General features: G+C 75.0%; 16 protein-coding genes and 1 pseudogene. 13 read left to right on the top strand and 4 right to left on the bottom strand.

The window, feature by feature from the left end; genetic code table 11:
- Window positions 1-154: 154 nt before the first annotated feature.
- Window positions 155-712, bottom strand: a complete 558-nt coding sequence (locus EV190_RS14600; protein ID WP_133742110.1) for a hypothetical protein — start codon at window positions 710-712, stop codon at window positions 155-157.
- Window positions 713-977: 265 nt separating this feature from the next.
- On the opposite strand from EV190_RS14600, the gene coaA reads away from it, so the two are divergent.
- Window positions 978-1,883 (top strand): type I pantothenate kinase, encoded by a 906-nt coding sequence (gene coaA, locus EV190_RS14595; RefSeq protein WP_243742587.1) that lies wholly within the window; start codon window positions 978-980, stop codon window positions 1,881-1,883.
- A 90-nt stretch (window positions 1,884-1,973) separates the two neighbouring features.
- Here the strand turns inward: coaA and EV190_RS14590 are convergent, their stop codons facing one another.
- The gene (locus EV190_RS14590; RefSeq protein WP_133742108.1) at window positions 1,974-2,471 is read right to left on the bottom strand and encodes a DUF4913 domain-containing protein; all 498 of its coding nucleotides are present in this window, start codon (window positions 2,469-2,471) and stop codon (window positions 1,974-1,976) included.
- Between the two features lie 203 nt (window positions 2,472-2,674).
- On the opposite strand from EV190_RS14590, the gene EV190_RS14585 reads away from it, so the two are divergent.
- The 3 genes and pseudogenes from EV190_RS14585 to EV190_RS24110 form a co-directional block, all read left to right on the top strand.
- Complete coding sequence (locus EV190_RS14585; RefSeq protein WP_133742107.1) at window positions 2,675-3,046, top strand: VOC family protein; 372 nt, start codon at window positions 2,675-2,677, stop codon at window positions 3,044-3,046.
- 60 nt (window positions 3,047-3,106) lie between these two features.
- Window positions 3,107-4,576 (top strand): NAD(P)H-hydrate dehydratase, encoded by a 1,470-nt coding sequence (locus EV190_RS14580; protein WP_133742106.1) that lies wholly within the window; start codon window positions 3,107-3,109, stop codon window positions 4,574-4,576.
- Window positions 4,577-4,713: 137 nt separating this feature from the next.
- A pseudogene (locus tag EV190_RS24110) lies at window positions 4,714-5,523 on the top strand (serine/threonine-protein kinase); the annotation flags it as partial.
- A gap of 1,199 nt (window positions 5,524-6,722) precedes the next feature.
- Here the strand turns inward: EV190_RS24110 and EV190_RS14570 are convergent.
- Window positions 6,723-8,213, bottom strand: a complete 1,491-nt coding sequence (locus EV190_RS14570; protein WP_243742584.1) for a methyltransferase — start codon at window positions 8,211-8,213, stop codon at window positions 6,723-6,725.
- A complete protein-coding gene (locus EV190_RS14565; RefSeq protein ID WP_243742583.1) occupies window positions 8,210-9,205 on the bottom strand; it encodes a hypothetical protein in 996 nt (331 codons plus the stop codon). Before EV190_RS14565 ends, EV190_RS14570 begins: the two co-directional genes overlap by 4 nt.
- Window positions 9,206-9,322: 117 nt before the next feature.
- Here EV190_RS14565 and EV190_RS14560 point away from each other — a divergent pair, with 117 nt between their 5' ends.
- From EV190_RS14560 to rimI, 9 genes are all read left to right on the top strand, one after another.
- Complete coding sequence (locus tag EV190_RS14560) at window positions 9,323-9,973, top strand: TetR/AcrR family transcriptional regulator (protein ID WP_133742104.1); 651 nt, start codon at window positions 9,323-9,325, stop codon at window positions 9,971-9,973.
- A 39-nt stretch (window positions 9,974-10,012) separates the two neighbouring features.
- Window positions 10,013-10,507 (top strand): NUDIX hydrolase, encoded by a 495-nt coding sequence (locus EV190_RS14555; protein ID WP_208113177.1) that lies wholly within the window; start codon window positions 10,013-10,015, stop codon window positions 10,505-10,507.
- Between the two features lie 128 nt (window positions 10,508-10,635).
- Window positions 10,636-11,646 (top strand): endonuclease/exonuclease/phosphatase family protein, encoded by a 1,011-nt coding sequence (locus EV190_RS14550; protein ID WP_133742103.1) that lies wholly within the window; start codon window positions 10,636-10,638, stop codon window positions 11,644-11,646.
- A 286-nt stretch (window positions 11,647-11,932) separates the two neighbouring features.
- Window positions 11,933-14,092, top strand: a complete 2,160-nt coding sequence (locus EV190_RS14545; protein WP_133742102.1) for a PrsW family glutamic-type intramembrane protease — start codon at window positions 11,933-11,935, stop codon at window positions 14,090-14,092.
- An 89-nt stretch (window positions 14,093-14,181) separates the two neighbouring features.
- Window positions 14,182-15,306: an alanine racemase gene (gene alr, locus EV190_RS14540; protein ID WP_133742101.1), complete on the top strand. Its 1,125-nt coding sequence runs from the start codon at window positions 14,182-14,184 to the stop codon at window positions 15,304-15,306.
- A complete protein-coding gene (locus EV190_RS14535) occupies window positions 15,303-16,391 on the top strand; it encodes an alpha/beta fold hydrolase (protein ID WP_243742582.1) in 1,089 nt (362 codons plus the stop codon). Before alr ends, EV190_RS14535 begins: the two co-directional genes overlap by 4 nt.
- 40 nt (window positions 16,392-16,431) lie before the next feature.
- A complete protein-coding gene (gene tsaE, locus EV190_RS14530) occupies window positions 16,432-16,926 on the top strand; it encodes a tRNA (adenosine(37)-N6)-threonylcarbamoyltransferase complex ATPase subunit type 1 TsaE (RefSeq protein WP_133742100.1) in 495 nt (164 codons plus the stop codon).
- 11 nt (window positions 16,927-16,937) lie between these two features.
- Complete coding sequence (gene tsaB, locus EV190_RS14525) at window positions 16,938-17,633, top strand: tRNA (adenosine(37)-N6)-threonylcarbamoyltransferase complex dimerization subunit type 1 TsaB (RefSeq protein WP_133742099.1); 696 nt, start codon at window positions 16,938-16,940, stop codon at window positions 17,631-17,633.
- Window positions 17,633-18,097, top strand: coding sequence for a ribosomal protein S18-alanine N-acetyltransferase (rimI, locus tag EV190_RS14520; protein ID WP_133742098.1), 465 nt, complete (start codon window positions 17,633-17,635; stop codon window positions 18,095-18,097). The genes tsaB and rimI overlap by 1 nt, the downstream gene beginning before the upstream one ends.
- Window positions 18,098-18,106 lie beyond the last annotated feature (9 nt).

Here is an 18,106-nt window from a genome sequence, read left to right as displayed (position 1 = left end):
AGTCCAATAAGGATTTTCGCAGGTAGCGGTATAGACCAGTTGGTCAAGGCCGAGTACTTGGCGCAGGTCGGGCGCGGGGCGACCGACCCGCGCCCGCGCGGGACCGCGTGTCGGCGGCCTCAGAAAAACTTCCGAATGTGGTCAAAATCGTCCGTCAGCGCAACCAGGGGAGGCGCCGTACGAGCGGACTCCGGCGCCAGACGGGCCCCAGTCCCCACACGTCCCCCGCGCGGGCCGCGGCCAGGCCGACCCCCAGGAGCAGGAAGATCAGGTGCGCGTCGATGAACGTGTCCGAGGGTTCGGGCCAGCGCACCGCCGCCGTGAGGCCCATCACCACCGCGTTGAGGGCCGCGGCCGGCCACAGGGCGACGCCCAGGAGCAGCGCCACGCCGGTGGCGAAGAGGAAGACCATCAGGGCCAGGTCGACAGCGGGCTGCCCGGACGTCGGGTGCACGAGCTCGGCGACGGGGCCGTCCAGGTTGATCAGCGACCACCGGATCGGGCTGTTGCCGGTGAGCCAGGCGCGTTCGGCCGGTGTGCCCATGCCCAGCCCGAAGGTCAGGTCCAGGAACGTCCACAGGTAGCCCAGCCCCAGGCTGACGCGGGTCAGGGCCCAGATGCGTCCGGCCGCGGGGCTGTGGGCGGGCGGGGCGGGTGCGGCCGCGGGGGAGGTCGGCCCGGGGTGCGTGCGGGTGGTGGACATGACGGCCACGCCCTCTCCTAACGGCTGGAGGATCCGGGTGTTTCATTGAGGCACAACTGGTGAGGTCCACTGAAACATCCGATTCTGGCCTCTTTTTGCGCCGTACGAACGGCATCTTTGCGCACGGCATGGAGGGAACGGAAACGCGTGGTTTCCCGATGGCGAAGAGCGGATGACCGCTGTGGGCGGAGGGTGCCCTCCGCCCCCGGACGGTCCTCGTCTAGGGTGGGCAAACGTGTCCCATGCGACGAAGAACAGCGTCTCAACGCCCTACGTGGAGCTCGACCGCCCCGCGTGGGCGGCGCTCCGTGCCGCGACGCCGCTGTCGTTGACGGAGGCGGAACTGGAGATCCTGAGGGGGACCGCCGACCCCACGTCGCTGGACGAGGTCCGCGACATCTACCTTCCGCTCTCCCGGCTGCTCAACCTGTACGTCAAGGCGACCCGGCAGCGGCACTCGGCGGTGCGCGGGTTCCTCGGCGAGACCGACCGCCCGATGCCCTTCGTCATCGGGGTCGCGGGCAGCGTCGCCGTCGGCAAGTCCACCACCGCCAGGCTGCTGCGCGCGCTGCTGGCCCAGTGGCCGGACCACCCCAACGTCGAGCTGGTCAGCACCGACAACTTCCTGTATCCCAACGCGGTGCTGCAGGAGCGCGGCATCATGAACCGGAAGGGCTTCCCCGAGAGCTACGACCGGCGCGCGCTGGTCCGGTTCGTCTCGGAGGTGAAGGCCGGCGCCGCGCAGCGGGTCATCCCGGTCTACTCGCACCTGGCGTACGACATCCAGCCCGGCGAGACGCAGACCGTGCACCGCCCCGACATCCTCGTCGTCGAGGGCATCAACGTGCTCCAGCCACCGCCCATGGGGCGGCTGGCGCTGTCCGACTTCTTCGACTTCTCCATCTACGTGGACGCGAAGGCCGAGAACATCCGGGCCTGGTACCTGGACCGCTTCCTCGCGCTGCGCCGCACCGCGTTCGAGGACCCGCGCTCGTACTTCCACTCCATGGCCACGTCCGTGTCCGAGCAGGAGGCCCGCGAGTTCGCGCTGAGCACCTGGCGCTCCATCAACGAGGTCAACCTCGTGGAGAACATCATCCCCACCCGGCCGCGAGCCACCCTGGTCCTGTACAAGGGCGAGGACCACCGGGTCCGCCGCGTCCGCCTGCGCAAGACCTGAGGCCGACGGGAACCCCGCGCCCGCCCGGGAGCGCCGGACCGTCCGGCCGACCCGGGGCGCCACGCCGGGAGACGGTCTCCCGTCGACGTCCTAGGCGCCCCGGGCGCGGTGTCCGGTGGGGCCCAGGCAGCGGGTGAAGGGGCCGTTGGCCGCGCGCAGCCGTTCCAGGACGGGGTCCAGGTGGTCCCGGTGCCACTGCCCCGGTCCCGACGGCCCGGCCACGGCGGTGTCGGTGAGCTCCAGGTAGGACAGGCGCAGCGCGTGCAGACGGCCCACCGCCTCGTGGTGCTCCCACCACGTCGGGCACCAGTCGGGGGAGGGCCCCGCGTACACCGGTATCAGGAAGTCGTTCACCCAGGACACCAGGGCCGCCAGTTCACCGCGGTAGTCCTCGCGGGACAGGTTGAAGATGAACTGGGCAGTGGGCGGCCGCTCCTGCGCCGCGGGGGGCGCGGCGGTCGCGATCTCGGTGAGTTGCGTCTGCAGCCGGATGACGTCCGCACCGAGTTTGTGCATGGCGTTCTGCAGGAGCGAGACGCGGTCGGTGAGGCCGGAGTCGGCCGCGACGCGGTTGTCGGTGTGGGTCATGGGAGGGTTCCATGCTGGTTTTCGGGGGCTGACGGCTGATCTTCGAAGTGGAAAAGAGTAAACCAGGAGTCCGGTCCGACCGCGCGTCCCGGCGAGGCCACCTCCGACCGTACGCGAAAGCCCCCGTGCACCTGACGGCGGCTGTCAGGCTCCCGGTCCAGGATGTCAGGCGATCGGTCCGGAACCACCAGAGAGCAGGCCCCATGACCTCCACGGCGACCCTCGCCATGGTCACCATCGACTGCGCGGACCCCGCCCGGCTCTCGGCCTTCTACGCCGCGGTGCTCGGCTGGGAGGTCCGGCACAGCGAGGACGAGTACGCGATGATCGCGGGCGAGGGGACGCCGATCGGTTTCGGCCGGGTCCCGGGCCACCAGCCGCCCACCTGGCCGGACGAGTCCGGAGCCAAGCGCTTCCACCTCGACACCCATGTGACCGACCTCGCAGAGGCCGAGGCCCGGTTCGTCCGGCTGGGCGCGACCCGGCCCGTCCACCAGCCGGGCGGTGAGCGCTGGAGGGTGCTGCTCGACCCGGAGGGCCACCCCTTCTGCGTCTGCCCGCGCCCCGCAGAGTGACCGCGCCCCGGGGCGGGCATGCTGCCCAAGGCCGAGGAAACCGACCGTACAGGGGCAGCCATGCGCAGAGCACACACCGTGGACGTCGTCCGCAAGGCGGAGGAGGCGCTCATGGCGCGGCTGCCGAAGGGCGCGCTCATGCGCAGGGCGGCCGCCGGGCTGGCCGCGGTCTGCGCCCGGATGCTTCCCCGGGTGTACGGCGCCAGGGTGGTGCTCCTGGTCGGGAGCGGTGACAACGGCGGTGACGCGCTCTTCGCCGGGGCCGTCCTGGCCCGGCGGGGCGCCGCGGTGGCGGCGGTCCCGGCGGGGCGGTCCGCGCACCGGGGCGGGCTCACCGCGCTGCGCGCGGCCGGGGGCCGGCTCCTCGACCCGGCGGAGGCCGACGCGGAGCTGGCCAGGGCCGACATCGTCGTGGACGGGCTGGTCGGCATCGGCGTGCGGGGAGCCCTGCGCGAGCCGTACGCCCGGCTGGCCGCGCTGGCCGAGGCCGTGAGCGCTCCGGTGGTCGCGGTGGACCTGCCCAGCGGCGTCGACGCGGACACCGGCGCGGTCGAGGGGGTCTGCGTGCGGGCCGACGTCACCGTCACCTTCGGCACCCACAAGCCCGGTCTGTTCGTCGATCCGGGGGCGGCGCGGGCGGGAGTGGTCGAGTTCGCGGACATCGGCCTGACCCCGGAGCTGCCCGCGCCCCGGGTGGTGTCCCCGCAGGCCGCCGACATCGCCGCGCTGCTGCCGCGTCCGACGCCCGAGAGCGACAAGTACCGTCGGGGTGTGCTCGGCCTGGCCGCGGGCAGCGACCGCTACCGGGGGGCGGCGGTGCTCGCGGCCGGGGGAGCGCTGCGCACCGGAGTGGGGATGCTGCGCTACGTCGGCCAGCCGGAGGCCGCCACCGAGGTGGTGCGCAGGTGGCCCGAGGCCGTCGTGTCGGCACTGGACCCCACGGACCCCGTCGGCCATCTGCCGAGCCGGGTATCGGCGTGGGTGATCGGCCCCGGGCGGGGACTGCACCCGACGGCCGTCATGGAGCTGGAGGCGGTCCTGGCCACCGACCTGCCGGTGCTCGTGGACGCGGACGCCGTCACCCTGCTGGCCAAGCGCCCGCACCTGGTGAGCGGGCGGCGCGCGCCCACCCTGCTCACCCCGCACGCGGGGGAGCTCGCCCGGCTGCTACCCGGCACCGAACGCGCCGACGTCGAGGCGCGCCGGCTGGACCACGTCACCCGTGCCGCCGGGGAGTACGGCTGCACCGTTCTGCTGAAGGGCTCCACCACACTCGTCGCCGAACCGGGGGAGCCGGTGGTCTCCAACCCGACCGGCACCCCGCTGCTGGCCACCGCTGGCAGCGGGGACGTCCTGGCGGGCGTGGCCGGGGCGCTGCTCGCGTCGGGGCTGTCCCCGTGGGAGGCCGCCACGTGCGCCGCCTACCTGCACGGCCTGGCCGCCCGCCGCGCCCGCGACGGCGCGGCCGTCAGCGCCTCCGACCTGTTCGACGCCCTCCCCGGGGCGCTCCTCTCGGTGCTCGCGCCGTGACGTCTTCGTAATGGGCCGTATCCGGTCACATCCGGTGTTTCCGTCGGTGTGAAACCCGGACGACACGGGAGAATCGGATTCTCCCGCCCTCTCGGGACGTTCCGAGGGCGATCGAACGACCGCACCCGAGGAGATCGATGACTTCCCCCATTCCGCCGAACGCCTCCGTGCTGCCCCCCGAACTGGAGCCGGTGCGGCCGGGGGATCCGGCGCGGATCGGGCCGTACCGGGTGGTGGGACGGCTCGGGCAGGGCGGGATGGGGACCGTGTTCGGCGCGCTGGACGGGCGCGACGCGTGTGTGGCGGTGAAGGTGGTGCACGCGAGGTTCGCGGCGGACGCGGAGTTCCGGGCCCGGTTCGCCGCCGAGATCGACCTGATGCGTCTGGTGGGCGGGTTGTGCACGGCCGAGGTGCACGCGGCCGACGCCGACGCGGCCCGGCCGTGGGTGGCCACCGACTTCGTGCCGGGGCGGACGCTGCGCGCGCACGTGCGCGAGAACGGGCCGTTGGAGGGGGACATGCTGGTGGCGTTCGCCGCCGGTGTGGCCGAGTCGCTGGCCGCGATCCACGCCGCGGGGGTGGTGCACTGCGACCTCAAGCCCGGCAACGTCATCCTCGCGCCCGAGGGGCCCAAGGTGCTGGACTTCGGCATCGCCCGGCACGCGGCCGGCGGTGAGCGCTCGGGCGGCGCGGTGTTCGGTTCGCCCGGCTGGATGAGTCCGGAGCGGTACGACGGGACCGCGCCGACCCCGGCGGCGGACGTGTTCGCGTGGGGGGCGATGGTGGCGTTCGCCGCGACCGGCCGCAACCCCTTCGGCAGGGCCGACACCGCCGAGCTCGCCCGCCGGGCCAGGCAGGAGCCCGCCGACACCGAGGGCGTCCCCGAGGAGTTGCTGCCGTTGGTGGAACGGTCGCTGGCCAAGGACCCGGCCGGGCGTCCCACCGCCGACGCGGTGTTCGGCGAGGTCATGGCGCTTATGGATGGGGTCGAGGAGGCCGAGGGGATCCGTCTCGAGGGGCTGCCCGCGCGCACCGAGCGGTTGCGGGTGCGCCTGGGCGAGCGCTGGCGGGGCATCGACGCGGGGTGGCACCGCCCGGCGCTGTGGGTCGCCGCCGCCACGGCCACCGGAATGGCGGCCACCGCCAGCACCGCCACCGGGGCGGGGGTCGCCGGAGCGGGGGCCGCGGCCGCCACGGGCGCGGGGACGGGCGGTGCCGGGGCGGGGGCCGGGGCGGCGGCCGCCGTGGGAGCGGGCGCCGGGACGGGCAAGGTCGTCGCGGTGGTGGCGGCCGCCGTGATCGGCACCGCCGCCGTGGGAACCGGCGGCTACTTCGCCGCAGACGCGCTCACCGGACCGCAGGAGGCGGCGTCCTCACCGACCCCGGCCCCCTCCCCGAGCACGCCCCAGGAGTTCGTGGCGATGGCGGCGGACCTGGCGGCCGGGGCCGACAGCTTCGTCGTCGCGTACGACCAGCGGATCACGGAGGAGGAGGCGCGCCGGCAGCCCGACTCCTTCACCGGAAGCGAAGAGGAGCGGATCGAGTACCTGATCGCGGTCAGCGGCCAGACCGGCGAGTACCGCTACACCAGTGAGCCCGACCCCGTTCTCGAGGAGACCCGGGCCAACGAGGGCGGCGGCCGGACATACCTGGACACGGGCGGGGACCTCTACCTCTACAGCGTCGTGGACGACTCATGGCGGCGCAATCCGCCGGACGTGGACCGCGACCGGCACACGGTCGACGCGCTGCTTCAGCCGCTGCGCTCCATCGCCGAGTCCGACGACCTCGTCGGCAACGGCTCCGACACGGTCGACGGTGTCGCCGCCACGCACTACTCCGGCACGTTCGAGGCGGTGGAGTACCGGAACGCCGACGGCGGGGCCACGACCTCGGAGGCGCTGTTCGACCTGTGGATCGGCGCGGACGGGTATCCGGTCCGGCTGGACTACACGACCGAGAGCCTGGAGCGCGAGCTGGTGTTCGAGTCCTTCGGCGAGCCCGTCTCCATCGACGGGCCCGACCAGGAGAAGCTGATCGCGGGGGTGTGCGGTCCGTTGTCCACGGCCGACGGCGGCACGGTGGTCGAGGTGAGTTCCGGCGCCTACGGTGTCACCTGCGAGGAGGCGATGGGTATCGTCGGCGGCTACTTCGACGGGCGCGGCGAGGTGGCCCCCGGTGGCGGCGGCAGCGGCGGGTTCGCCACCGTGGACGGGTGGACGTGCGGCTGGACGACCGCGGGGGCGATCGAACTGGCGCTTCCCGGCGATTCGATCGGCGGCTGCACGGAACTGGAGTCCGACGAGCCGGTGCCGCCGAGGATCGACTTCCTCAAGACGGGGTGACGGCGGCGGCCGGGGACGCCCGCACCGGGTTCGCCGGGCCCGGGCACCGGTGTCCGCGGGCCCGCGCCGAAGGCGTCGGCGGCCAGCTGGACGAGCTGCGCCACTCCGGGCAGCGCGATCGCCCAGCCCAGCAGCGCCCAGCCCAGGTTCAGGTGCTCCAGCGCCTTCGCGAACGCGGCCGTGCCCGAGACCGCGCGGCCGTCCGCGGTCTCGTAGGTGAGGCGGCGCGGGGCCCCCGGGTGGGTCTCGGCCGGGAGCAGCCGCAGCGCCACCGGGTCGCGGGCGGTGAGCCAGCCCGCGACCCCCGAGCACAGGCCGCAGGTGCGCGCGACGTACAGGCGGGCGGGCGGCCGCCCCGTCCAGGGGCGCCAGGCGGGCAGCCAGGGGCGCACGCCGTCGGCGTAGCGCCGCCAGTCCGGTCCGAAGGCCCGCTCCAGCTGCCCGCCCTCGTGCCAGGAGGCGAACCCCGCGCCGTAGGCGAACGCGGCGGCGGCCGCGGCGAGCATCAGCGGCTCGCCGGTGAGCGCCGCGCAGCCCGCGTAGGCCGACACGACCGCGGTCTGCATGGGGTTGCGCACGTACGAGTAGGGACCGCTGGAGACCAGGCGGACCGGCGGGTCGTAGGGCAGTGGGGTTCCGCCGCCCGCCGAGGCGAACTCCCGGGCCGCGGCCAGGCCGGGCAGCAGCAGGAGCAGCAGGACCTGCGTGCCCGCCGCGTCCCACGGGGGCGGCCAGGCGGGTCCGGCGCCGAGGAGGTGCAGCGGGAGCAGGAGCATGAGCGCGGCGGCCAGGAGCGCCTGGGCCCACATCCGCGCGGGGAGCAGGACGCCGAGCCGGGTCCAGCGGGCCAGCAGGGCCGCCGGGAGCAGGCACAGGAGCAGCCCGGCGGCCTCGCCGACCAGCCAGTCCGGTCCGAGGACGACCACCGGTCCGGCCAGCGGCATCAGGACCAGGTCCAGCCAGCCGCAGGCCAGGACCACCAGCGGTAGCGGGACGGCCGTCCGGTCGAGGAGCGCGGGCAGCGCGCCCCACAGCACCGCCCAGCCGATCAGCAGGTCCACCGGGACGCCGTGCAGCACCGCGCCCTCGGCGTGGAACTCCCACCAGCCGGTCCGGACCGCCGCCAGGTTGAGCGGGTACAGCGCGGCGCAGCTCCAGGCGGTGGCGACGACGGCCGCGCCGACCTCCCGCGGTCCGGGCGGGCGCGCCGCGGCGGCGATCGCGGCGGCGGCCAGCGGGAGGAACAGTCCGACCCCTCTGACCAGGGCGGGGTCGGGAACCGGGATGTTCACGCGGACTCCTGGGGGACGCGGGTGAAGGTGTCGACCAGGTACCCGGCGGCCTGGTCGACGGCGTGGCCCTGGAGCGGGCCCCAGTACCAGGAGGGGTCGAACGTGCGGTGGTAGCGCAGGGTCCACTCGATCCGGGTCCCGCCGTCGACGGCCTCCCAGGCGACCTCGGCCTCGCGCAGGTCCAGCCAGCGGGCCAGCGTGGTGTCCGACACCACGGTGAACACGACCAGGCCGCCGCTGTCGTCCGCCCTGCCGCGCGCGACCTCCAGGACCAGCGAGCGCGGGGTGGGCTCGGCGCCGAGGCCCAGGGACCGGCGCGCGGGGAAGCGGACCTCGCGGCGGTCGCCGACGTCCAGGCCGGTGCCCTCGGCTCCGGTCGGCTGCGGGAGCAGGCCGAGGAACCAGGAGTCCTGGGCCGGGTACACGGGTTCGGCGGCCAGCGCGGCGGCGATCTCGGCGGGGGTGTCCTCGACGAACCGGACCGCGCGGCCCTCCGAGGCGCGTGGCAGGTAGCTGGTCCCGGCCACGCCCTCCAGGCAGAGCAGGACCAGGACGGGCGCCGCGACCAGCGCGTGCCGTCCGCGGGCGTGTCCGAGCACGGCGCCCACGGCCGCGGCGACCAGGTAGAACAGCGGGGCCGCCATCACCAGGCACACCACGCCCTCGTCCAGCAGCGGACCGGCCAGGGCCAGGCCGACGGTCGTGACCGCCATCGCCACTCCGACGGCGCTGCGCGGACGCGCGGTGAACACCACGGTCAGCGCGATGAGCGCGGGCAGGCCGACGTAGAACAGCGCGGTCTGCTCCAGTCCGCCCGCGTTCAGCACCTTGTGGCCGAGCATCGCCGCGAACAGCGCGAGCAGCACCCCGGCCAGGAGCGTCCGGGCGCGCGCCGCCTGCCCGGGGTCGGCCTCCATGCCGTGCCCGGTGGGGGCCCCGCCGGTCGGATCGGGCTCGGAGGGCGGGGAGCCCGGGTCTTCCTCTTTCCGCACGCTTCCTCCTCGACTCGGGTTGAGCAACTGATTTAACCAAGTGATTAAACCGTACGATGAAGCGGGGGCGGGGAAAAGAGGGAACCGCCGGACCGGCGGTGCGGAAGGGGAGTGGAAGTGGACAGGAGCGCGGCGCAGGGGCGCCGGTCGAGCGAGCAGACCCGCGAGCGGCTCGTCGAGGCGGCGGCGCTGACCCTGCGGGAGGAGGGCTACGCGAAGGCCTCCGCGCGCGTCATCGCCAAGAGGGCCGAGGTCAACTCGGCGCTGGTCTTCTACCACTTCGGCGGGGTCGACCAGCTGCTCCTCGCCGCGCTGGACCGGTCGTCGGCGCAGCGGATGGCCGCGCACCGCGCCACCGCCGCCCGGGCGCGGAACCTGGAGGAGCTCGTCGAGGCGGCGGCCGAGATCTACCGCACCGACCTGGAGGGCGGCCACCTGACGCTGTTCGCCGAACTCGTGGCGGCGGCCGTGACAAAGCCCGAACTGCGCGCGGAGGTCAACCGGCGGGCCGAACCGTGGCTGGAGTTCGTCGAGCAGACCTGGGAGCGGGTGGTCGGCGGGTCGGCGCTGGGACGGCTGCTCCCGGCCCGCGAGGTCGCCTACGGCGCGATCACCTACTACCTCGGCGCGAACCTGTTCACCGTCATGGACGAGGACCGCAGCCGCACCGACGCCGTGTTCGGGATGGCCGCGAGGCTCGCCCCGCGTGCCGGGCTGCTGGCCGTGCGGCTGCCCGGGCGGAGGAACGGCGGCTCCGGGGAGCAGTAGGGTCGCAGGCGGCGGCAGACGACAGGGGAGTGGGCGGGGATGGTGGAACGGGTCGCGATCGCGGACGGCGTCGACGTTCCGGAGGTGGCGGACGACGGACGCCGCTGGGTGGTCGGCGCGGTGATCGTCGACGCGGACGGGCGGGCCTTCGCCCAGCGCCGCGCTCCGCACCGCGCGATCTTCCCGGACTCCTGGGACATCGTCGGCGGGCACGTCGAACCCGGGGAGAGCGTCGTCGAGGCGCTGGCCAGGGAGATCCGGGAGGAGACCGGCTGGCGGCTCACCGAGGTCGTCGCCGATCTGGGCAGTCTGACCTGGACGCCGGGGGACGGGGTCGAACGCTTCGAGGTGGACTACCTGGTCCGCGTCGAGGGCGACCTCGACGCGCCCGCCCTCGAACGGGACAAGCACACCGAGTACGCCTGGGTCGACGAGACCGGCCTGGACGTGCTCGCCGACCGCGACGACCCCGAGCACACCTTCGTCGCGGACATCGTCGCCCTCGGTCTCGAACGCGCCCGCGAACCCCGTTGACGGTCCCGACGCCGGCGTCGGGACCACCGCGGAGCCGCTGCGGGGAGAACCACGGGAGGCCTCGGAGCATCAGAGCCCGCAGGAGCCGCGTCGTTCCGCGGACCGAACGCCGAAGCACAGGGGAGCCCGTGGAACAGACCGTCCGGACCGGCCCGGCCGCCGGGGCCGCCGCGCCCGCGCGACGTTCGAGGCGACCCTGGCCGACCGTCGTCGCGGCCCTGCTCCTGCTGCCGTGGGCGCTGTGGGCGCTGGTGCGGGGGTTCGGCCTGGAGTCGGGGTACCCGCTGACCGCGGGCGTGACCTTCACCCCGTACGCGGCGGCCACCGCCGTGCTGCCGCTGCTGTTCGCGCTGCTGGCCCGCAGGTGGCTGCCGGCGCTCGCCGCGGCCCTGGTCGCCGCGGTCCTCGTCGGCCTCCTCCTGCCGCGCGCCCTCGCCGACGCGCCGCCCGACCCCGCTCCGACCGGCCCCGCCCTGCGGGTGCTCACCCTGAACATGTACCTCGGCTCGGCGGACGCCGAGACGGTCGTCGACCTGGTCCGCCGGAACGACGTGGACCTGCTCAGCCTCCAGGAGCTCACCCCCGACGCGGCGGACGCGCTCGAGACGGCAGGGATCGGCGGGACGCTGCCGCACGCGGTGGTCGAGGCGCGCCTCGGGGCCTCCGGGGGCGGCCTGTACTCCCGCCACCCGCTCACCCGGATCGCCGGCCCCACCGACCACGAGCCCGAGATGCCGTGGGCGGAGGTCGCGGTCCCCGGCGCGGTTCCCGTCGAGGCGGTCTCCGCGCACCCGTTCCCGCCCCTGGGGCCGGGGATGACCCGGGACTGGACCCGGTACATGGCCGACCTCCCGCATGCCGACCCCGACGGAGCGGTCCGGGTCCTCGCGGGGGACCTCAACGCGACCACCGACCACGCGGTCCTGCGCGAACTGCTCGCCACCGGCTACACCGACGCGGCGGCCGCGGCCGGGAACGGCTTCGACGCCACCTGGCCGGTCGGCGGGACGGTGCCGGGCGTGGTCATCGACCACGTCCTGGCGGACGAGCGCGCCCGCGCCGTGCGGACCAGCACCCACCTGGTCCCGGGAACCGACCACCGCGCGCTCCTGGCCGAGGTCGTCCTTCCCGCCGCCTGACCTTTCCGCGGAGTTCACGTAATTCCGGAAAAAGTCCACGCCGCTCCTCCTGCTGAAAGGAAGTGAAAACGCGGAGGCCTTGAAAATCCTCCGTTTCCCCGCGATAACGTAGGGGCCGCGCGGACGGGACGCCGACCGCGCGTGCCGCGAAAGGCCGCCGAGCCTTTCCGGCCACGTCACCGCAGGTGGCAGCCCCGCCGCTGCGGCCCCGGCAATGGCCGGCGGGCCCACCCGGTGGAATACGCCGTGCGGGAACACCGGAACCGGAAACGAGAGAACGAGGGACATGGACGAGCAGGCCATGCTCACGCGCGATCTCGTACTGCGGATCTGCGCCACCGCCACCGAACTCGACCAGGGGTGGACGCGGATCGACCGCAAGGTCGTCGCGCCGTTCACCGCGTCGCGCGACACCTCCCTGATCGAACGGATCGCGGCCGCGGCCCGGGCCATGGGCGTCGAGCACCTGCTGATCTGCCGGACCCGCTCCGAGTACGCCTACGAGCCGGTCACCCAGGTCCGGGCCGCGGTCCCGTCGCTGGTCGGGGTCATCCGCGGCTGGGGCAACGAGCCCACGGACTTCCTGGTCTGCCTGGAGGACTTCTCCGCGGCGGTCCTGGTCACCTCGGGGGACCTCACCGTGGCGGCCGGCCCGGCCGACTACGTGCGCGCGCTGGTCGGCCCCGACATCGGGCAGGGGCGCGCCGACTTCGCCGAGACCGCGCGCCTCCAGCGCGACCCCGACCTGCTGCGCGCCGCCGGCCGGTACGGCTGCCTGGAGCAGGGGGGCCGACACGCGCGCGGCGGCCGGGGCCCGGGCCCCGACCTGGCCGAGCGCGTCACCGCCCGGATCGAGTCGGTCCGAGAGGGGAGGCCGGGGACGGCCGCGCTGCTGCGTGCCCTGCGCGGCGCGTGGGGGTGGGCGGCGGTGGCCGTGCTCGCCCTCGCGCTGCTGTTCGTGCCGGGGGCGTCCGGTGTGCTCCCCGCGGCCCTCGTCACGGTGTGGCTGCTCGTCCAGCTCGCCTGGCTGGCCCGGTCCCGCACCGTGAGCTTCGCGGCGCTGCTGCGGCTGGCCGCCATCGGCGCGCTCATGACCTGGCCCGTCGCCCTCCTGGAGCTGGCCGTGGCCGCGACGGCCGGGCTCGACCCGGCGAACCGGTACGCCTACGCCTACCTCGCGGTCCCCGTCGAGGAGGCCGCCAAGTTCGCGCCCGTTCTGCTGTTCTGGCTGGTGGCGCGGCGCCGCTTCAAACGCTTCGCGGCGGTGGACTACCTGCTGGTGGCGGCGGCCGCGGGGGCGGGCTTCCAACTCGCCGAGACCGTCGCGCGCACCCTCCTCGCCGGAGGCGTCCCCGACCTGCTCCTGCCGCAGGGCGGCCTGTTCACCCTGCTGCCCGGCTGGGTGGACCTCCCCGGCGCGGGCATCCGCTTCTCCGGTCACGCGGTCACCACCGGGCTGGTCGGCGCGGCCTTCGGCCTGGCGGTCGTGGGCCGCCGCCTTTACGGGGCCTGGCTGCTGCTGCTCCCCCCGCTCGCCCTCGGCGCGGCCGCGCTGGAGCACCTGAACTACAACGCGGTGCTCGCCGGGCTGGACACCACCGCGGTCACCTCGGTGGTCTTCGGGCTGTACGGCAACGGTGCGGCGACCCGGTGGCTGCTGCTGCTCATGCTGCTGTTCGCGGTGGTGCTGGACTACCGGCTGGCCCGCTTCGCGGCCGAGACCACACCGCCCCTGCCGGGCGCCGCCCCGCTCCGCTCGCTCACCGCCAGGGCGCACGGCCGCGCGGTCTGGCGCCGCTCCCACCTGGCCGGCGACATCGCCCCCGCCTTCCGCCGGATGGCCCTGGCCGGGGCGCGGCTCCCGGTGACGCTGGTGGAGGCGGCCTCGTCGATCCTGCACGAGTTCGCGGTGGTCCTCACGGCCGCGAGCAGGGGGCCGGTGGCGCTGTGCGCGGCCTGGCGGTTCCTGCTGCGCCGCCGCGAGCACGCCATGGGGTCGGCGCGCGCCGCGGGCAGGCCCTGGCGGCGCGTCCCGACCCGCGAGGACCTGGCGGCGGCCGAGCGGAGGCTGAGCCTCGGGCTCGGCCTGCCCGCGGCACTCGCGGCCGCCGGGGTCCTCCTGGCGGCCGCGCCCGCGGGCGCGGCCGCCGCCGACCCGGCCGCCGCCTACGCGGTCATGACCACCCGCGCCCTCGCCGACTGGTTCGGCGCCCTGACCGCCGCCGACGGGCGCTGGGCCCTGGCGGGCGGCCTTGCCCTGGTCTCCCTGCTGATGAGCGGCTGGACCGTTCCCCGCGCCCACCCGAGCCTGCGCGACTTCCTCCGCGCCCCCCGGGCCAACGCCGGCGGCTTCCTGGGCGCGCTGGCCCCCGGCCAGGTCCCCTACGCGGTCGCGGGCCTGCTCGGCCTGCTCCTGCCCGGGACCACCGACCGGCTCCTGCGGTGACCCGCTCCCGGAGCGACGCCGCCGCGCCCCGAGGGGAGTTCCGCAGCTCACAGCCCTGCCACTGCCCTCCGCATGTCAGACTTGCTGGTATGCCTTCTTTCGCCGAAGCCAGAGTCGATCTGGACGCCATCAGCGCAAACGTGGCCGTGCTCGTGGAACGGGCGGCCGGGGCGCTGGTCATGGGCGTGGTCAAGGCCGACGGCTACGGGCACGGGATGGTGCCCGCCGCGCGGGCCGCGCTCGCCGGAGGCGCCACCTGGCTGGGGACCGCGTTCATCGACGAGGCGCTCGGGCTGCGGGCGGCCGGGATCGACGCCCCTCTCCTGGCGTGGATCGTGCCGCCGGGTGAGCCGATCGCCGAGGCGGTCGAGGCCGGGATCGACATCGGGGTCGGCTCCACGTGGACCGCCGACGAGGTCGTCGCCGCCGCGCGGCGGACCGGGCGCACCGCCCGCGTGCAGGTCAAGGCCGACACCGGGCTGAACCGGGGCGGGATCGGCGAGGCCGACTGGCCGCGCGTCATCGAGGCCGTCGCGCGCGCCGAGGCCGACGGCCTGGTCACGGTCACCGGCCTGTTCTCGCACTTCGCGTGCGCCGACGAACCCGGCCACCCCTCCGTCGCCGCGCAGCTGGCGGTGTTCCACGAGGCGCTGGAGTTCGCCGAGAAGGCCGGGCTGCGCCCCGAGGTCCGGCACATCGCCAACTCCGCGGCCGCGCTCACCCTGCCCGAGGCGCGCTTCGACCTGGTCCGCCCCGGCATCGCCGCCTACGGGCTGTCGCCGGTCCCCGGCCTGGACGTCCCGGGGCTGCGCCCCGCCATGACGCTGTCCGCCAGGGTCGCCGGGTGCAAGCGGGTCCCCGCGGGCAGCGGCGTCTCCTACGGGTACCGCTACACCACCGACCGCGAGACCACCCTGGCGCTCGTCCCGCTCGGATACGGCGACGGCGTCCCGCGCGCGGCCACCAACACCGGCCCCGTACTCGTGGGCGGCAGGCGCCGCACCATCGCCGGGACCGTGTGCATGGACCAGTTCGTCGTGGACATCGGTGACGACACGGTCGAACCCGGCGACCGCGCCGTCCTGTTCGGCCCGGGGGACGGCGGCGAGCCCACCGCACAGGACTGGGCCGACGCCCTGGGCACCATCTCCTACGAGATCGTCACCCGCGTCGGCCGGCGCGTGCCGCGCGCCTACACCGGGGCCGCCCGGTGAGCGCGTCCACGAACCCCAACCGCGCGGCCCGGGTCGCCGCCGGCGTCGTCGCGGGCGGGCTGAGCCTCATCGCCGCGGGCGTCACCGGAGCCGTCGTGGCGGAGAAGCGGGTCGTCTCCCGCATCCTCGACCGGGCCGACCCCGAAGCGGGCGAGCGGTTCGGCCGGCTGCGGGGCGAGCCGCGCACCGTCGTCGCCGACGACGGCGTCCCCCTGCACGCCGAGGTCGACGGCCACGGCGGCACGGGCACCACGTTCGTCTACTGCCACGGCTACGCCCTCAGCCAGGACTGCTGGCACTACCAGCGCCGCGACCTCACCGGCGGGGGGCGGCGCGTCTTCTGGGACCAGCGCGCGCACGGCCGCTCGCGCCGGGGCCGCCCCGAGCACAGCACCATCGACCAGCTCGGCCGCGACCTGTACCGGGTCATCGAGGCCACCGTCCCCGACGGCGACGACATCGTGCTCGTCGGCCACTCCATGGGCGGGATGACCATCCTGGCGCTGGCCGAGCGGCACCCCGAGCTGTTCACCGACCGCGTCGCCGGTGTCGCCCTCATCGCCAGCACCGGCAGGCTCTCCCAGGTCACGCTCGGCCTCCCCTCGGTGCTGGGCCGCGCCATCGGCGCCTCCACCGCGCCCTTCATGCGGACCCTCGCCTGGCGGCCCGGCCTCGTCGACCACGGCCGCCGGGTCGCCCGCGAGCTGTCCTTCCTGTCCTCCAGGCTGTTCGGCTTCGGCACCGGGGAGGTCAGCGCCGCCGTGGTCGACCACCTCGACACGATGCTGCGCCAGACCCCGGTGGACGTCATCACCGAGTTCTGGCCGACCATCGCCGAGCACGACCGGCTGGAGGCGCTCAACGCGCTCGCGAATGTGCCTACCCTGGTGGTGTGCGGCGACCGAGACCGCATCACGCCCATCGACCACAGCGAGGCCATCAGCGAGGCGCTGCCCGAAGCCGACTTCGTGCGCGTGCCCGGGGCGGGCCACCTGGTGATGATGGAGTGTCCCGACGCCGTCAACGACGCGCTGAGGACCCTGTTCGGACGCGCCTCCGCCCCGGCCGTCGAGGACGCGGTCTGACGCCGTCACCCCACCCCGACGCTGCGAGCCGACTGGACCGATGACCGAGACCGCCGAGACCACGACCACCGTCACCGTCGCCACCGACACCGCCATGCGCGCGCTGGGCCGCGGGATCGCAGCCGAGCTGCGCGCGGGCGACCTGCTCATCCTGTCCGGACCGCTGGGCGCGGGAAAGACCACCCTCACCCAGGGGCTGGCCCAGGGGCTGAACGTGCGCGGGCCCGTCACCTCGCCCACCTTCGCGATCGCCCGCACCCACCCCGGCCTCGACGGCGGCCCCGCCCTGGTGCACGCGGACGCCTACCGGCTCGGCGGCCCCGACGAGCTCGAGGACCTCGACCTCGACCTGGACCTGGCCGAGTCGGTGGTCGTCGTCGAATGGGGTGAGGGCCTGGCCGAGGGGCTCAGCGAGGACCGCCTGGAGATCGCCATCGACCGGCTCGCCGACGACACCCGCACCGTACGCCTGCGGCGCGTCGGCGCCCGCTGGGCCGGAGCGCCGGGCGCACTGGGCGCCGACGAACTCGAATAGGCTGGTCGACCGTGCTGCTCTTGGCTTTCGACACCGCCACCCCCGCCGTCACGGCCGCGGTCTGCGAACCCGTCCACGACGGCGTGCGCGTGCGCGCCGCCCTCTCCTCCATCGACGCCCGCCGACACGGCGAACTCCTGGCCCCCGGCATCCGGACCGTTGTCGCGGAGGCGGGCGCCGCCCTCGCCGACATCACCCACATCGCCGTCGGCATCGGCCCCGGCCCCTACACGGGGCTGCGGGTCGGCCTGGCCACCGGGCACGCCCTCGCGGAGGCGCTCGGCGTCCCCTGCGTGGGCGTGGCCACCCTCGACGCCGTCGCGCTGGCCTCGGGGCGCGCGACCCCGTTCGTCGCCGCCACCGACGCCCGCCGCAAGGAGGTCTTCTGGGCACGCTACGACGACGCCGCCACCCGTGTCGGCGACATCGCGGTGGACCGTCCCGCCGACGTCGACACCCGGGGGCTGCCGGTCATCGGGCACGGCGCGCGGATGTACGCCGACGTCTTCGGCCAGGACCCCGACGCGGCCGAGCCGCTCCACCCCTCGGCCGCCGCGCTCGGCGAGGTGGCGGTGCGCGCGCTGGTGAACGGCTCCGAACTGCCCGAACCGCGCCCCCTCTACCTGCGTCGCCCCGACGCGCAGGTGCCCGGCGCCCCCAAGAGGGTGCGCCGGCCGCTCGCGCCCGGCGGGACCGGGGCGGCCTGATGGAACCCGTGCTGCGCCCGATGGCCGCGGAGGACGTCCCCGCGGTCATGGCGCTCGAACGCGAGCTGTTCCCCGGGGACGCCTGGAGCGAGGGGATGCTGCGCGACGAGCTCGCCCAGCCCGACCGGTACTACCTCGTCGCCGAGACCGGCGCCCCCGGGGTCGCCGGGTACGCGGGGCTGCGCGCGGTGCCCCCCGAGGGTGACGTGCAGACCATGGCGGTGGCCCCCGACCGCTGGGGACGGGGGATCGGCCGGGCGCTGCTCGCCGGGCTCCTGGCCGAGGCGGGCAGGCGCGCGGTCACCGATGTGTTCCTGGAGGTGCGCTCGGACAACCCGCGCGCCCAGGACCTGTACCGCCGGTTCGGGTTCGAGGAGATCGGCGTGCGCCGCGGCTACTACGCGGGCGCCGACGCCATCGTCATGCGCCGCCTCGCACCCGAGGCCGGGCGAACCGGCAGCTGAGGAAGACTG

The organism is Actinorugispora endophytica (genome assembly GCF_004363075.1).
Taxonomy (GTDB): domain Bacteria; phylum Actinomycetota; class Actinomycetes; order Streptosporangiales; family Streptosporangiaceae; genus Actinorugispora; species Actinorugispora endophytica.
Note: the sequence above shows the minus strand (reverse complement) of the source record. Positions and strands in the feature narration are given on the sequence as shown.

Bases quoted from the DNA above. Each gene is read 5' to 3' on its own strand.
- EV190_RS14590 (WP_133742108.1), bottom strand. From the start codon at position 2,471: ATGACCCACACCGACAACCGCGTCGCGGCCGACTCCGGCCTCACCGAC.
- EV190_RS14585 (WP_133742107.1), top strand. From the start codon at position 2,675: ATGACCTCCACGGCGACCCTCGCCATGGTCACCATCGACTGCGCGGAC.
- EV190_RS14580 (WP_133742106.1), top strand. From the start codon at position 3,107: ATGCGCAGAGCACACACCGTGGACGTCGTCCGCAAGGCGGAGGAGGCG.
- EV190_RS14555 (WP_208113177.1), top strand. From the start codon at position 10,013: ATGGTGGAACGGGTCGCGATCGCGGACGGCGTCGACGTTCCGGAGGTG.
- EV190_RS14545 (WP_133742102.1), top strand. From the start codon at position 11,933: ATGGACGAGCAGGCCATGCTCACGCGCGATCTCGTACTGCGGATCTGC.
- alr (WP_133742101.1), top strand. From the start codon at position 14,182: ATGCCTTCTTTCGCCGAAGCCAGAGTCGATCTGGACGCCATCAGCGCA.
- tsaE (WP_133742100.1), top strand. From the start codon at position 16,432: ATGACCGAGACCGCCGAGACCACGACCACCGTCACCGTCGCCACCGAC.
- rimI (WP_133742098.1), top strand. From the start codon at position 17,633: ATGGAACCCGTGCTGCGCCCGATGGCCGCGGAGGACGTCCCCGCGGTC.